The 14,997-nt window shown below is 46.0% G+C and carries 10 protein-coding genes; 4 read left to right on the forward strand and 6 right to left on the reverse strand.

What is annotated here, in order from left to right; genetic code table 11:
* Nucleotides 1-2,720, forward strand: a 2,720-nt coding sequence (locus ACH3Y6_RS01035) for a DUF8696 domain-containing protein (RefSeq protein ID WP_490833704.1), incomplete at its 5' end; no start/stop codon positions are given.
* Nucleotides 2,721-2,736: 16 nt separating this feature from the next.
* Nucleotides 2,737-3,765 carry a PorP/SprF family type IX secretion system membrane protein gene (locus ACH3Y6_RS01040; RefSeq protein ID WP_490833705.1) on the forward strand — a complete coding sequence of 343 codons (1,029 nt, stop codon included), beginning with the start codon at nucleotides 2,737-2,739 and terminating at the stop codon, nucleotides 3,763-3,765.
* Nucleotides 3,766-3,869: 104 nt separating this feature from the next.
* Here ACH3Y6_RS01040 and ACH3Y6_RS01045 read toward each other — a convergent pair whose 3' ends face one another.
* From ACH3Y6_RS01045 to rpoN, 5 genes are all read right to left on the reverse strand, one after another.
* On the reverse strand, nucleotides 3,870-6,581 hold the full coding sequence (locus ACH3Y6_RS01045) for an OmpA family protein (protein ID WP_490833706.1): 2,712 nt from the start codon (nucleotides 6,579-6,581) through the stop codon (nucleotides 3,870-3,872).
* The gene (locus tag ACH3Y6_RS01050) at nucleotides 6,578-7,564 is read right to left on the reverse strand and encodes a PorP/SprF family type IX secretion system membrane protein (protein WP_490833707.1); all 987 of its coding nucleotides are present in this window, start codon (nucleotides 7,562-7,564) and stop codon (nucleotides 6,578-6,580) included. The genes ACH3Y6_RS01045 and ACH3Y6_RS01050 overlap by 4 nt, the downstream gene beginning before the upstream one ends.
* Before the next feature lie 3 nt (nucleotides 7,565-7,567).
* Nucleotides 7,568-9,886, reverse strand: a complete 2,319-nt coding sequence (locus ACH3Y6_RS01055; protein WP_490833708.1) for a gliding motility-associated C-terminal domain-containing protein — start codon at nucleotides 9,884-9,886, stop codon at nucleotides 7,568-7,570.
* 97 nt (nucleotides 9,887-9,983) lie between these two features.
* On the reverse strand, nucleotides 9,984-10,643 hold the full coding sequence (locus tag ACH3Y6_RS01060; RefSeq protein WP_490833709.1) for a hypothetical protein: 660 nt from the start codon (nucleotides 10,641-10,643) through the stop codon (nucleotides 9,984-9,986).
* A gap of 38 nt (nucleotides 10,644-10,681) precedes the next feature.
* A complete protein-coding gene (gene rpoN / locus ACH3Y6_RS01065) occupies nucleotides 10,682-12,172 on the reverse strand; it encodes an RNA polymerase factor sigma-54 (RefSeq protein ID WP_490833710.1) in 1,491 nt (496 codons plus the stop codon).
* Between the two features lie 120 nt (nucleotides 12,173-12,292).
* On the opposite strand from rpoN, the gene ACH3Y6_RS01070 reads away from it, so the two are divergent.
* Nucleotides 12,293-12,580, forward strand: a complete 288-nt coding sequence (locus tag ACH3Y6_RS01070) for a hypothetical protein (RefSeq protein WP_490833711.1) — start codon at nucleotides 12,293-12,295, stop codon at nucleotides 12,578-12,580.
* 380 nt (nucleotides 12,581-12,960) lie between these two features.
* On the opposite strand, the gene ACH3Y6_RS01075 is transcribed toward ACH3Y6_RS01070, so the two are convergent.
* Nucleotides 12,961-14,169: a DegT/DnrJ/EryC1/StrS family aminotransferase gene (locus tag ACH3Y6_RS01075; RefSeq protein ID WP_490833712.1), complete on the reverse strand. Its 1,209-nt coding sequence runs from the start codon at nucleotides 14,167-14,169 to the stop codon at nucleotides 12,961-12,963.
* Nucleotides 14,170-14,307: 138 nt separating this feature from the next.
* On the opposite strand from ACH3Y6_RS01075, the gene ACH3Y6_RS01080 reads away from it, so the two are divergent.
* Nucleotides 14,308-14,961, forward strand: coding sequence for a DsbA family protein (locus ACH3Y6_RS01080; protein ID WP_490833713.1), 654 nt, complete (start codon nucleotides 14,308-14,310; stop codon nucleotides 14,959-14,961).
* Nucleotides 14,962-14,997 lie beyond the last annotated feature (36 nt).

Genomic DNA, 14,997 nt, shown 5'->3' on the forward strand with positions numbered 1-14,997 from the left:
GCACATGGTCGCTCGTTTCAGGACCTTCCGCCGTTAGCTTCACCAATCCCAATGATCCGAACACTACTGTCAACGGATTAGCCGCAGGTACCTACCAACTCGCATGGACCATCGCTAACAATATCTGTTCCGCTTCACAGGATCTGATGCAAATCACCGTATCCCCGGCAACCAATAGTGGCAAACTGGTAGCCGACGCATTTGTCTGCATAGCGGGCAATGATGGCAATCTGTCCCTTTCAGGTTATACAGGAAATATTATCCGTTGGGAGCAATCTGCAGATAATGGCATTACCTGGACAAGTATTACCAATACATCCAACAGCTATACCTATAAAAACTTACAGGTTACTACTCAATACCGCGCTTTGGTACAAAGCGGTATTTGCAGCAGTGAATACAGCAATACGGTGACCATTCATGTTTACCAGCTTTCTGTTGGCGGAAAATTATTACCTAACCAGCGTACTGTTTGTATAACAGCCAACTCCGGCAGTCTGCAACTGACAGGATTTACCGGAACCATTCAGCAATGGGAGTCCTCTGCTGACAGCGGTAAAAGCTGGACCATATTGGCACATACCGATACCAGTTATGTGTATACAAGTCTTGCCGTTACTACCTGGTTCAGGGTACTGATTAAAAATGGCAGTTGTTCTGCAGCCTATTCGGATACTGCCAGGATACAGGTAGATGCTGCTACAGTTGCGGGTACTCTTGCCGGTGGCAATATTCTTTGCAGCGGTATAAATGCCGGCACCCTCAGATTAAGTGGCAGAAAAGGGGCAGTGATTCATTGGGAATACTCAACCGATAATGGCAACAACTGGAACCTGATGTTCAATACAACTGACAGCCTGCTCTATAATAACCTTACTGTCAATACGCTGTTCAGGACACTGATCAGAAACGGAGCCTGTGCCACAGAGTATTCCAACAGCATACTGATCACAGTAGTGCCGCCTGTAACAATCGCTAATGCAGGCCAGGACCAGATTTTGTGTAATGCTGACAATGCCACCCTACTCCAGGCAAACACCCCCACAAGTGGTGCAGGAACCTGGAGCCAGGCATCAGGACCCAGCAATGTTTCCTTTATCAATCCTTCCTCTCCTAACACCATGGTTACCGGCTTACGTACAGGTACCTATCGTTTTGTATGGAGCATTTCCAATGGTATCTGTGCCAATTCCACAGATACGGTTACCATCAAAGTAGACCGTGTACTCTCTTCTTTTACACTGTCCAGTATTAATGATTGCGGTAAAACCACCTACCGGTTCAACAATACAAGCCAATCCGTTTTTGGCATTAAAAATTATCAATGGTATAACAACGCGGGAGATACGATGTTACAGAAAAATGTAACACTTTCTTATACCACTGAAGGCGAGAGAAACATAGTTCTGGCCGTAGAAAGTAATACCGGATGTTTGCATAAAACAGAAGCCCTCTACAAAGTAGTAGTATATGAATTCCCCAAAGCCAATATAAATGCTATCGCAGATGCCTGCAGAAGCCAGTTATTTCAGGCTTCTGCCGATGTAAATTCAAAAGATTCCATCGCCTATATTCTCTGGAACCTGGGCAATGGCGACAAACCCAGAGACTCTATTGTGTCTGTTCAATATATGTCTGATGGTAACTATACGGTTAAACTCACCGTTGCTACTGTAAACCGTTGTTTTGATTCTGCTTTTAAACAGATTTCTGTTCACCCCATTCCTGTGGTTACCATTGACACCAAACCGGTAGTATGCCGTGGAGATTCTGCCATACTCTCAGCCAACGGTGCCATTAACTATATCTGGACTGACCAGGATAACAGGATTATTTGCGATGGCTGTACCACTACCAGGGTAAAACCCACTTACAACAGCACTTACAAGGTATTGGGATACGATCAGTACGGCTGCAGCCAGATTACCACAACTGAGGTGCGGGTAATACAGCCATTAAAAATGATTGCCTCCCTGAACGATACGATCTGTGTGGGTCAGTCGCGGCAACTCTTCGCGAAAGGTGCCGCCAATTACAGCTGGTATCCTGAAACAGGATTGAGCAACAGCAGGTCTTCCGCTCCTATCGCAAGGCCAACCGTAACCACCACCTACCAGGTAGTAGGCAAGGATAATTACGATTGCTTTACAGACAGTGCCAAAATAAGGATCACAGTTGGTAATCCAACCCGTATCCATATCGGAAATGACACTACCGTAGTTGCCGGAGGCAGTTACCAGCTGCGTGCTACACCGGAAATACAGGACATAAGAAAATGGTATTGGAGCGGACCGGTTGATTTTTCCTGCAAAACCTGTCCTGACCCTACAGTAAAAGTTACCAATGACGCCAGTATTTACTGCCTTGCCATCAACGCTTACGGATGCACGAGCACTGATACCATTTCGATCAAAACATTCTGTCCTACCACGGATGTATTTATCCCGAATGCATTTTCACCGGATGGAGATGGCATCAATGATGTGCTGATGGTACAGGGTAAAGGCATAAAGATGATCAAGAGCTTCAGAATTTTCAACCGCTGGGGTGAAGTGGTCTTTGAGAAAACCAATTTCCTGCCAGGTGATCCTGCCTATGCATGGGATGGAAAGATCAGGGGCAATCCTGCCCCTCCGGATGTATTTGTATATGTATGTGAAGTGATCTGTGAAAAAGGTGTTCCATCTATATTCAAAGGAAATACTGCTGTTTTAAAATAATGTAAATGATACCCCCATGAAAAGAATTCTACAAACCACTCTTTTGTTGATCGCATTTCTGGGAACCCGTACGGGGTATGCACAGGACTATACCTTTTCCCAGTTCTACGAACAACCCCTGCTCCGTAACCCGGCGCTGGCGGGACTTTTTACCGGTGATTTGCGGGTGTCGATGTCTTACCGAGACCAGTGGGGAAGTGTAACTGTTCCCTTCCGTACCGGATCGCTCAATATAGAACACAAGATACCTGTCGGAAGTGCCCATGACCTGATCACCATTGCTTCACAAATGAGTGTGGATGCTGCTGGTGATATCCGTTTGAAAAGGACACAGATACTGCCTTCACTTAGTTTTCATAAATCGTTGAGTGCTGACAATGATACTTATCTCACTGCCGCTTTTCAGGGAGGTCCTGTTAACAGCCAGTTCGATGCCACCCAATTAAAAATGGGCGACCAGTTCCGGGGTGGGTCCTTTGATCCGTCAAACCCAACTGCTCAGCCCATCACCAGCAACAAGTATTCTTATTGGGATGTGAATGCGGGTCTGTCGTTCAGCAGTTCCCTGAAGAACAAGACCAATTTCTATATCGCCGTGGGCATGTCCCATATCACCACTCCCACCATCCGGTCGGTTACGGGTGATGTTCCGGGATTTCTCCGTCCTAAGATCATCCTGAACGCAGGTATCAATGCTCCATCCGGCGAAAAGGGACATATTACCGCTTTTACAGACTTTATGGTACAGAATGGAAACCGCCAGTTATTAAGCGGTTTGATGTATGGCATCAATATGGTAGAATATGACAATGGCGACCCGGATATTTTTTATGTGGGCGCTTTTATGAGATGGGGCGATGCTTTGATCCCTGTTGTAAAAATGGGTTTCAGTCATGTCAGCGTGGGCCTGAGCTACGATATCAATATCTCCAAACTGAAAGTGGTATCTAACTGGCGTGGAGGATTGGAATTGTCGATCGTATACCGGGATTTCCTGAAGATCCGAAACTCCACACTCGATAAACTGCGTTGCACGAAGTTTTAAGTAAGCCTGTTCCGCCAGTTCAATTTTCCCATTGTAGAAAAGTCCCTTTTGGACTATATGAAACTGAGGGGGCATAGTAACAATACAGGTTAGCCATTCGCTTCTCATTTCTTCACTTTAATGAAGTAGATCACAGAGTTGTGTTCCAGGTCACTCGACACATTGATCTCTGTTCTTTTCTTTTCCCCATCGGTGATGATCATCAACGCAGAGTTAGGCGGGGTCAATCCCAGGTTCTCCGCAAAAAAGATCATTTCGTTGCGCCGTATATCCGCATTCAGTTTTACATAGAAACTGATGGGTTTGTTCGTCTGCAGTAATTGTTTGTACACAACCAACTCTTTGTTATAGATGACTGAAACAGAGTCCTCATCAAACACACCATTATCGTAGAGCTCCACTTTCACTGAGTCTGATGTGGTAAGCACTTCAAAAGATTTCCTGGGTGTACGGCTCGTCATCTGCTCGATCAAAGAAGGTTTTTTCAAGCGGGGGCTAAAATCTAATAGTGCCGTAATTTTCATGTTCTGTATGCTGTCTTTTTTCATATTGGCAACAGCCATATTATCCGTCTGAATGATTTCTGCGGTTGGTCTTGCTACATTGTTCTTCCTGTTTTTTACATCTTTAGTCTTCTTTACAGCATTTGCTGTGATATCATTTTTACCAGATATGCCTGTTTTTTTATCAGTAACTGATGGACGATTGTTTACAAGACGATTCGCCTTCGCCAGTGATGGATTTGTTGTTCCGGATAGGGAACGGTTCTTTTCGGCTGCATTCATTCTTGTTGGCGGATTCACAGAATGAGTGGTTTGCACTCCAGTGATATTAGTTGTTGTAACCGTGTTGGCAGATGGTGTTTGTCCGGTAACTGTTACTGTTCTATTGGCTTGTTTGTCCATCGGAACCACGGCCAGCCCTTTGTTAACAGGGAAGATATCCAGCTCCCTGCCTGTTGGTGTCCATTTCGGATTTTTTTCTTTGGTAACGATCAGGTCAGAGCGGCGATTGGCTATCTGCGATGCCAGGTTGTAACTACTGTCTTCTTTACACGGAACGATGAGGTGTTTTTTGCCAAAGAAATCAATATTGATCCTTGCAGCATCAATGCCTTTTGCTACCAGGTAAGCTTTTACAGCCTCTGATCTCTTACGGGATAAAATTTCATTGGCCACCCTTGATCCGATACAATCCGTGAAGGAAGCTACCAGTAAATTCAATGCTGGATTGTTTTTTAGCTGTGCCACCACCTGTGCCAGTTGCGGATAATCTACCCTGCGTATACGGGCACTGGCAAATCGGTAATTGACATGCAGCCTGTCAACCGTAACTGCACTAATGGAATCTATCAATTGTTTTTGGGCATCCGGTACTGTAACCAGGGTATCTCTTGCAGCTGGCGCCGGTTCCTGTACCAATAGCTTTGGAAGCAGCGTGTCCTTAACGGGCAATGCCACAGCTGCAAAGATTTCCATACAACAGGCTGAAGCCCGATCGGAACTCAAATAGGCGGTATCCGAATGTGCATCCCTGGTATAATACAGGTCATCCTTCACAGAATTGACGGGAGAACCCAGGTTAACCGGTTCTTTCCATTGGTTGGTGCTGATATCACCGTCAACTGCATATATATCCATGCCACCCATACCTACCCTGCCATTGGAACTCAGAAAAAGTCTGGAAGCAGCTGCGTCATAGAAAGGAGTCGCTTCTGCCCCGCTTGTATTTACCTGATTACCCAGGTTAACGGGTTCACCAAAGGGTTTTCCATCCTGCAAGGCCACCATCCAGATATCATATTTTCCCAAACCACCCGGCCGGTCAGATGAGAACAATAAAAAGCGACCGTCACGGGTAATAAATGGCTGTTTGGTTCGATACCCTTTCGGGTTGATATTGTCTGGAAGAAGGACCGGTTCTCCCCAGTTATCCGTGATGGCAGAACGCCTAGCTACATAGAGCTGATATGCTGGCTGCGGATTGGCTGGATCTTCTTTCCAACCGGTAAAATATAAGGTAAGTCCGTCTGCCGACATGGAAGAAGCCCCCATCTGAATATGGGCAGGTGGAGCAGTATATACGGATATATTACCTGTTTCCAGGTCAGCCTTATAGAGTTTTACCGGGTATACTTTTTCTTGTTTCTTGCCCTGCAGTTCATGTCGCGAACTGGTAAAAACAAAAGACCCCTCTGCTGTTTTTTCCAAAGCAAAATTAGAACCATCTGCTGAGACCAGTGAAGTAAGCCTGTTAATGACAGCACCAGGTTTCCGTTGTTTCTGAGCGATCACAAAATCACAATTGGCCAATCCCTGACTTGCTTTTTGTGAGAGCGAATCCACAGATCTGTATTTCTGTAAAAAAGTTTTGTAAGCTGCGCTTGCTTTTTCCGGCTGATCGGTAGCCAGCAAACTCTCTGCATACCAGAGTCGCGCCAGCGGATAACGGGTATCCTGCGATGCCAGGTATTGTTCATACTGTGGAAGCGCATCATGGTAATGACCGTACAAACGATAGGATTCTGCCAACTTGAACTGCAACTCATTCCGCAGTGCAGGTTTGGTCTTACGGATATGCTGCCCACGGGATGGCTGAAAAGGATATACCAGTGCCGGTGAAACGGTTACCAGCGGGCTATCATACAAAACTGCCGCATACCACCTGGCTGCCCCATAATAGTTCTGCTGCTGAAAAGCAACATCGCCTCTGCGTTTCAGCTTACGGGAACTTTGCGCAGCCAATGTTACAGGAACAAGTACAAGCAGTATACTGAGATACAGGCAGGCACGCAATAATTTTTGTTGTATGGTCATAATCTGGGACATATGAACCGGCTATCGGCTGTTTTCTTTTTACTGGTAAAACTGATCGACAATTCATACCCTCCATTCGAAGCAGCAGCTGTTTTCATGGAAGAGATATTGACATCATAACTGAATCCAATCGTGAGTCCGTTGATATGTAAACCAAGACTTGGCGCCACCGCATCATCTTTCCGATACACACCGCCAATAATCAGGTCTTTTCCGGGCTCCAGCTTCAGGTTACACACCATTCCGCCCGCCAGCTCACTGGTATTGCCCTGTTTCAGGAACAAAATATGCGGGATCAGTTCTGCCGTTCTGCTGACCTGGAAGCGAATGCCGCCATGCACGGCATAACGCATGGGAATAATATTATCATTGCCTCCGGAAAGAAAACGGTTCAACGGTTGTGTGGGATGGTACAGGCTTACCCCGATAAATGGATTATATGATTTGTTGGGATCACCATCAAAATACATCAGTCCCAGGCTACCGTCCATCGATGTGGCAGAACGATACGTAAAGACCTCATTAGAGGGTAATGAAGGATCGTAGCCGATCAAAGGGTTGAACTGGTTACCAAACTGCAGTTTGCCGGGGTCAACTTTCCGGTTGACCAGCCCCAGTTGAAATCCACCACTCAGCATCCTGTATTTTGTGAGATGCACACGATAGGAAAGCGAGAGATATGCATTGGTGTATTGATACCCGGCATCGGTCGACCGCTGGTTAAGAGCAGTAACTCCCAGTCCCAGATTTTTGGGTAGGGAAAAATCTGCGGTAATACCCTGCGTGGTCATCGGTGCATAGAGGCCGGGCAATTGTTTGCGGTAGTTCAGGGTTACACGTGAGCTGCCATCGATCACGCCAGTCAATGCGGGGTTCAACCACAAAGGATAGGCATAATACTGGGTAAAATGCGGATCAGTCTGCGCCTGCATTTTATCAAATGCAAACAGCAAACCAATGAGTATGATCAGGCATTTTCGCATGTCTTATCTGATAACACTGAATGTGCCGCCTTTATGAATTCTGGTTCCATCTTCCATCAAGGCTTCGAGTGAATAACTATATAATCCTGCCGGTACTTTTTTTCCTTTGTTTGTTGCATCCCATCCTTTAGTCAGGTCTGTTGAAAGGAACAACTGGTTACCCCACTGATTATAAATGATCAGACGGACAGAGCGGATCGCTGTTCCATACACCAGCAATACATCATTGATACCGTCGCCATTAGGTGTTATGGCGTTGGGCACATAGATCCCGTTTCCGAAAGGATTCAGGGTTGTGGCCGGCACTTGTGCGGTATCGCTTGTCTGGCAGGCATACAATCCTGTTGCCTTCACGGCTAAACTGATCTTCGTATTGGGTAACAATCCTCTTATAGCATGCTCCCTTCCCTGTACACCGCTGGATGGCGCCGTAAAACTGATTCCGCTGTCAACGCTTACAAGATAACCGGTAGCGCCTGGCACCTGGTTCCAACTGAACAAAAGATTCCCTGTGCCAATGGAATCTACGCGCATGACCGGTTTTGACAATTTAGCTCGCACCACCACTGTTGTACTGGCTGTTTTGGTAGAACAGATCGCCGGGTTACTCGTACCGGTAATATCATACACTGTGCTGGTATTGATATTAGCAGCATAACTGGTACCGGTATTGATTACTGCGGCCACACCATTCACCCTCCATGAATACGTGATACCTGGCTGAGGATTCGTCACATACAAAGAATCCCGATCTCCCGCACAAACCGAATCTCGGAGTACACTCACAACAAAATCGCTCACCGGTAAAGCAAAATTTACTTTACTGCTGTCGGTTTGGGTACATGCTGCTTTAGTTATGGTTACCCGGTAAGTACCGTTCTTTGTAACCGTAATAGATCGGGTAGTTTCACCACTGCTCCATTGATAAGAAGCAAAACCCGCTCCTGCATCTAAAGTGGTCGCAGTACCACATACATTCACGATAGGCTGTAGCGTTGTCTGCATATTGGTTACCGTAATGGTGATGCTGTCTTTACATACCTGGGTACCAATGGTACGGGTAACCCGGTATACGGTGGTTTGTGTGGGTCGCACAGTGATAGACGAGGTTGTGTCCCCGGTTGACCATAGGATGGACCTGGTACCCGGCGTTGCACTGGTTGAATCCGGGTAATATGCCCAAATGCCATCATGCCTTGCCCAGATCATACGTTTGCCTGTAACATCGTAATAAGCATAGTTGCTCAGAGCGGTTTTGGCCAATGCCGGTGGAACTTCTCCCTCACCCTGTATCTCTACAAAACCGGTATCAATACCCTTTCTGAAATAGAATGTTTTATTGGTATTGGGCAGGTTCTGGTTGGCAGCATAATTGCCGGTAGGCTGATATCCTCCGAACAGGTAAAACCTGGATTGATCATAATAATAACTTAGCGCCCCCTCATATTGTATGGATGCACTATTTACAGGCAGAATATTCTGAAAAGTATAGGTAGACAGATCAAGCTCCCACAGGTCGCGCAGCCAGCAATACATACCGCTGGCGGTTGCCCATGGACTACCCAATGCACAAGTACCGGATAATTCATTACCACTATAACTTCCCTGGCCAGAGAACAGGTATAACTTAGTGCCGTTTGCATTGGCTGCAAGTATATTTCCTCCTTTTGGTGGAACAGAATCGATAATAGGATTCATTTTTTTCTGTATCCATCCGAAACCATCATTTTCGAATATCCAGCTTTTCACTTCGTTAAAACCATATCCTCCATAAAACCCCACTTGCCGGGTTACCGGATTCCAGAATGAGGAGGCGCCGAATGATTCCCGGTCGATACTGCCCGCACCCACTGGTGCCCAGCTTCCTCCTGTTTCGGGTAATGCGTATACGGAATCGCGTCCACCACGCCAGCACAACAATCGTTTATTGGTATAGTCGTAGGTGAATTCAGTATAGTCTCCCGGCCAGTTATCTGCCGGAACAGCACTGACTGTTCGATTCTTCAGATCATACCTGATCACTTTGTTATGGATGATGGAATAGAGATACTGGTTTGCCTTATCAAAGCCGAAAGCTTTTATATTGAAAAGATTAGAGTCGATCGCAGTTCCCGGAATCAATAATTTCCAGACACCGGGCAGCATCGAGTCTTTTTTTGGGGGGTCCTGGAGGTTCAATAGTACAGATGCACCGGGACAGATAACGGTGTCTTTCTGGTTCAGGAAAGTTGTGCAGTTAGAAGATTGAGCCCTTGCAGTTAGTGCCTGCAGGGAAAGCAGTATGGATAAGAAAGAAACCAGGTATGATCTTTGGTTCTTCACGATTGGATTTTAATGGCTACAGATAGCCGTATATAGGATGAAGATACTCAAAACACCTGTATTAGAGAAATGAATCCGAAAGAAGCCAGGGAAAAGATCACATGACAAAATAGTAGGCACCAAGCTGGCATGCGGCACCCACCGCCAACCCCGAGTAGATCTCCAGGTTGGTATGGTCACTCACCAGGAAACGACTGGTACACACAATTCCTGTAAGCAATGCGGCAACGCTCATGGAACCGCCCAGTGGCATGCGGTAATACATGGCAAAAAGTATGATAGCGGCCAGAGCCCCTCCCATGGCCATTGCATGCAGACTGATCTTGAAATAACTGTTCAGGATCAGCCCGAAGACCGTGGCTGAGAAAATGCCCATATAAAAGAATTTCAGTACTGCAGGCTGGTCGGTAAAATTTCGGCTGAGAAAATACATCCACCAGTAGAAGAACATAGTGATGATGTATGGAACAATACGTTCTTTTTGGGTACGCAAAAAAATACTCTCGCTGAATTTCAGTCGCCAAAGCAGGAACACCGCAAATGCCGGAAAAAAGGCGGTAAGCCAGAAAATGCTGAATAACCGGAGTTGTAACTGGTACGCAGTGATGCCGGCAAATTCATAAGGCACCTGGTACATCAGGAAGACAAAAATATACGTTGGAATGAACAGCGGATGGAACAGGTACGAGATCAGTTTTGCCGGAATGGTCAGCAGCAGGGATGGCTTATCGGGAGTGATATCTCTGTTTTGTTCCATGTATCGTTTCGTATGTTGCCGGGCAACCTGTACCCAAGTTATAATTCTTTACGCAAACGCGCCACCGGCACATTCAATTGTTCCCGGTATTTGGCAACGGTCCGCCTTGCAATATTATAGCCTTTTTCCTGAAGCATGTCGGTCAGCAATTCATCACTCAGAGGTTTGCGTTTGTCTTCTGATGCGATCATATCACTCAGGATCTTCTTCACCTCGCGGGTACTCACTTCCTCGCCACTGTCGGTGCTCAGTGATTCGCTGAAGAAAAACTTGAGCCGGTAGGTACCGAATTCGGTCTGTACGAACTTACTGTTCGCCACACGGCTTACAGTCGAGATATCCAAACCGGTAAGTTCTGCAATATCTTTCAGGATCATCGGGCGCATAGTGGTCTCATCGCCAGTCAGAAAAAACTCCTGCTGGTGTTTCATAATTGCACTCATCGTCCCTATCAGCGTATCCTGCCGCTGCTTGATCATATCGATGAACCATTTGGCCGAATCTATCTTTTGCTTGATGAAAAGCACCGCTTCTTTCTGGCGTTTATCTTTTTTACTGCCCTTCTCATAATCTTTCAGCATATCCCTGTATCCTTCACTGATACGGAGATCGGGCGCATTCTTCGAATTCAGGGTCAGCTCCAGTTTCCCGTTGTTATTGATGACGAAAAAATCAGGCACGATATAACTTTCCGCCTTGTTGATCTCTCCGATATTGCCGCCAGGCTTGGGGTTCAGCTTGATGATCTGGTTGATCACTTCCTTGATCTGCTCATCTGTAAGGTTCAGACTTCGCTGTATCTTTTCGTAGTGCTTCTTGGTGAACTCATCAAAATACTTACTCAGTATCTGTATAGCCAGCGCCACACTTTTGCCCTCATTCAGTTTCCGTTTTAATTGCAGTAATAAACATTCTTTCAGATCTCTCGCACAAATACCGGCAGGATCAAACTGTTGTATCTGCTGTACCAGTTCCTCTATCTCCTTTTCTTCCACCACCAGGCTCTGCCGGAAAGCAAGATCATCTGAAATAGAAGATAGTTCCCTTCTCAGATAACCATCATCATCCAGGCTTCCTACGATCTGTTCCGCTATCTTATAACGGCGTTCGTCCAGCTCCAGCATACCCAGTTGATCCAGTAAAAGGTCATGAAAACTGGTTTCTACCTTTATGGGGATCACTTTCTGATCATCCATTTCGGGGTAGTTGTCGTCTTTCATTTTATAGTCAGCGATCTCCCCGTCATCATCCACCACATATTCGCTGATATCAACATTGTCGTAATCTTCCTCGCTGCCATCAAGCTCAGTATCTTCATCCGCGGCAGTTTCAAATTCATCCTGCATATCTTCACCGTATTCATCTTCATGTCCTTCTTCATCCAGTTCCAGTGCAGGATTCTCTTCCAGTTCTTCTTTTATACGCTCTTCCAGGTTGGCAGTAGGTACCTGCAGCAGCTTCATTAACTGAATCTGCTGGGGTGACAGTTTCTGCAACAACTTCTGTTGTAAAGATTGACTAAGAGACATAATACATTTCAACTTCGAACCACGATGCGATAAACCACTTCGCAGATCCTCTTTTATTTTAATGCCGTAAATTTACATACAAAAGAAAGCAACACAACCGTGAAAGCAATTTGTTTGTTTGTGAATTTATTGCTAATAAGCGCAGCTGTAAGCCTTGCACAGACTGGCATGCCCGTATTCGACCGCAAACAAAAGCATATTGACAGTCTGAAAAATATACCCATCCGTTTATTGTCGCAGGACTATTACAGCAATCATCTTGGTTTTTTCTGCAAAAAAGAATTACAGGTAGAAAAACTAACCAAGATCCCGCTGCGGATAAGATTGGGAAGCCTGGATCATGTGAATGCGCTGGAAGGTAAAGGCATCGATATCAGACCGTTACAGAAATCATTTGCCCGAAATTGACCAGGCGAATTTCTCTTGTAGTGGCAATCAGATACAACTACTTCAGGATCTGAAACTTATCTTCTTTCGAAAATCAACTACACAAGGATTATTACTAAAACTACTTTCCTGATTAAAAGTGCTGTTGCCATGAGGCTCTTGTTTTATCCAATGGATATGTACATGATAGTTCCTGCGTGATGATCCGACACCAAAGATACCATTCAAGATAAAAATGAAAATGGTGAGATAGACACTCGCTAACATGTGTCTCCATCATCAAAAAAAGTTAAGGAACGGCAAGGCTGCATCGAGTAATCATTGCAGGCAGGATCAATACTTTTTCCTACGCCTTTTGAATCCTCAATACGTATCGTGAATCTGGCTACAACGGCAACAGGCTATTTATTTGCGTGCAATACTTTTCGGATAGCGGCCACCATCTTCTCGCCTTTTTCGCGGATCTGATCCTCTGTCCATACAAGGCTGATAGCGGTAGAGATACAGCGGCTCATGATGGCATCACTTGCAGGGAAAGCTGTTTCTTTTAAGCGTAGCAAAGCTGCCTGCTGCAGATCGCTTAAAGCACTGAGTGTGACTGCGTTTTTCAGGTGATCCCATTTGCTGATATAATGCCAGTTGTTCACAAACCAGTAAAAATTACCGGCAAGGATACCTTGTGCTTTCATTTCTGCCACAACAGCCTTGGTGAGCTCTTCAGTAGGCAGGAACCAGCTTAAGAAACTGCAGCTGTCATCGCCCCCTTCGGGCACTACACGAAAACTTACTTCGGGTATCTGCTCCAGGTAAGCACGGAGCGCCTTGTTATTCTTTTTCTGCAGTCCCAGGAAAGTCCCCAGCTTGCGGATCTGGGCCAGTCCTACAGCCGCATGCAGTTCACTGATCCGGTAGTTGTAGCCAATGAACGGATGCAGATCGGCGCCACGATCAATCCCCAGATGATCATGACCATGATCCGTATATCCATCGGACTTACGGTAAACCTCTTCTTTATTAGTCATCACTACACCGCCTTCTGCACAGGTGATGGTCTTTACAAAATCAAAAGAGAAAGTGCCGGCATCGCCAATGGTACCCAGTGAACGTGCTTTATAAGAAGCGCCGATACTCTGGCAGGCATCTTCGAGCAGGATCAGCCGATGCTCATCGCAGATCTGTCTCAACGCATCCAGATCGGCCATACTGCCGCACATATGTACCGGCATCACACATTTTGTTCTGGGAGTGATGGCCGCACTTACTGCCTTGGGGTTCAGGGTCAGGGTCTCATCAATATCTACCAATACGGGTATGGCGCCAACACTGAGCACGGCTTCAAAACTGGCCACAAATGTAAAAGCAGGCATGATCACTTCATCACCCGCACCAATACCCAATGCGGCCATGGCCGTAGTAAGCGCTGCCGTGCCGCTGGAAGTAAGCTGTGCATATTTACAACCGAACACTTCGGTGATGGCCTGTTCCAGTTCTTTGGCTTTCCATATACCCTGACGGGGGCCATCAAAGCCATAACGCATCAGGATGCCTGTTTCCAGCACATCATTCACTTCTTTTCTTTCTTCTGCACCAAATAATTCAAAACCGGGCATATAGGATTGTTTGAGGTTTGTTGTTCCGGGGTTCGAACCCCGCTGTTTACCTTTTACGGGAAAGCGAAGTTACAATAATCTGTCGCATCAATGGCTAATCGGATACACTGAACCGGGTGGGTTCTTTACCTTTGCCATATGACCCCTACTCTTTACTACTGTTACGATGCCTATTGCGGCTGGTGTTATGGATTTAGCCCGGTAATGAAAAAGATTGCCGAGAATTACCCGACCATACAAATCGAAGTTCTATCCGGAGGTATGATACTCCCCGAACATCCGGTACCAATAGCCGCTACTGCCGGGTACATACAAAAAGCCTACCAAACAGTAGAAGAGTATACCGGTATCAGATTCGGAGCCGATTATCTGTGGCATATCAATCATCCCGACCTGAGCGACTGGTTCCCGCATTCGGAGAAACCGGCCATTGCCCTATGTATCTTTAAAGAGATCTACCCGGAAAAACAGGTGGCTTTTGCTTCCGATCTTCAATATGCACTGCATTTTGAAGGGCGCGATCTGACCGATGATGAGGCCTATCGGCATCTGCTGGAGAAATATTCTATCCAACCGGAACTATTCTATACCAGGTTACACTCGGAAGAATACAAAGAACAGGCTTACTATGAGTTTCAATTATGCAAACAATTGCAGGTAACCGGTTATCCCTGCGTATTATTACAGAATTCAGATACCAGGTTCACTTTACTGGCACGGGGTTATACCGATTATGATACCCTGACCGCCCGGCTCAATGCAGCACTGGCCGAGATGAACAATGCTGGTTGATACGAGTATTACTCGTAAACATGGATACCAGCCGTA

The organism is Sediminibacterium sp. FW305-C-269, from assembly GCF_058231045.1.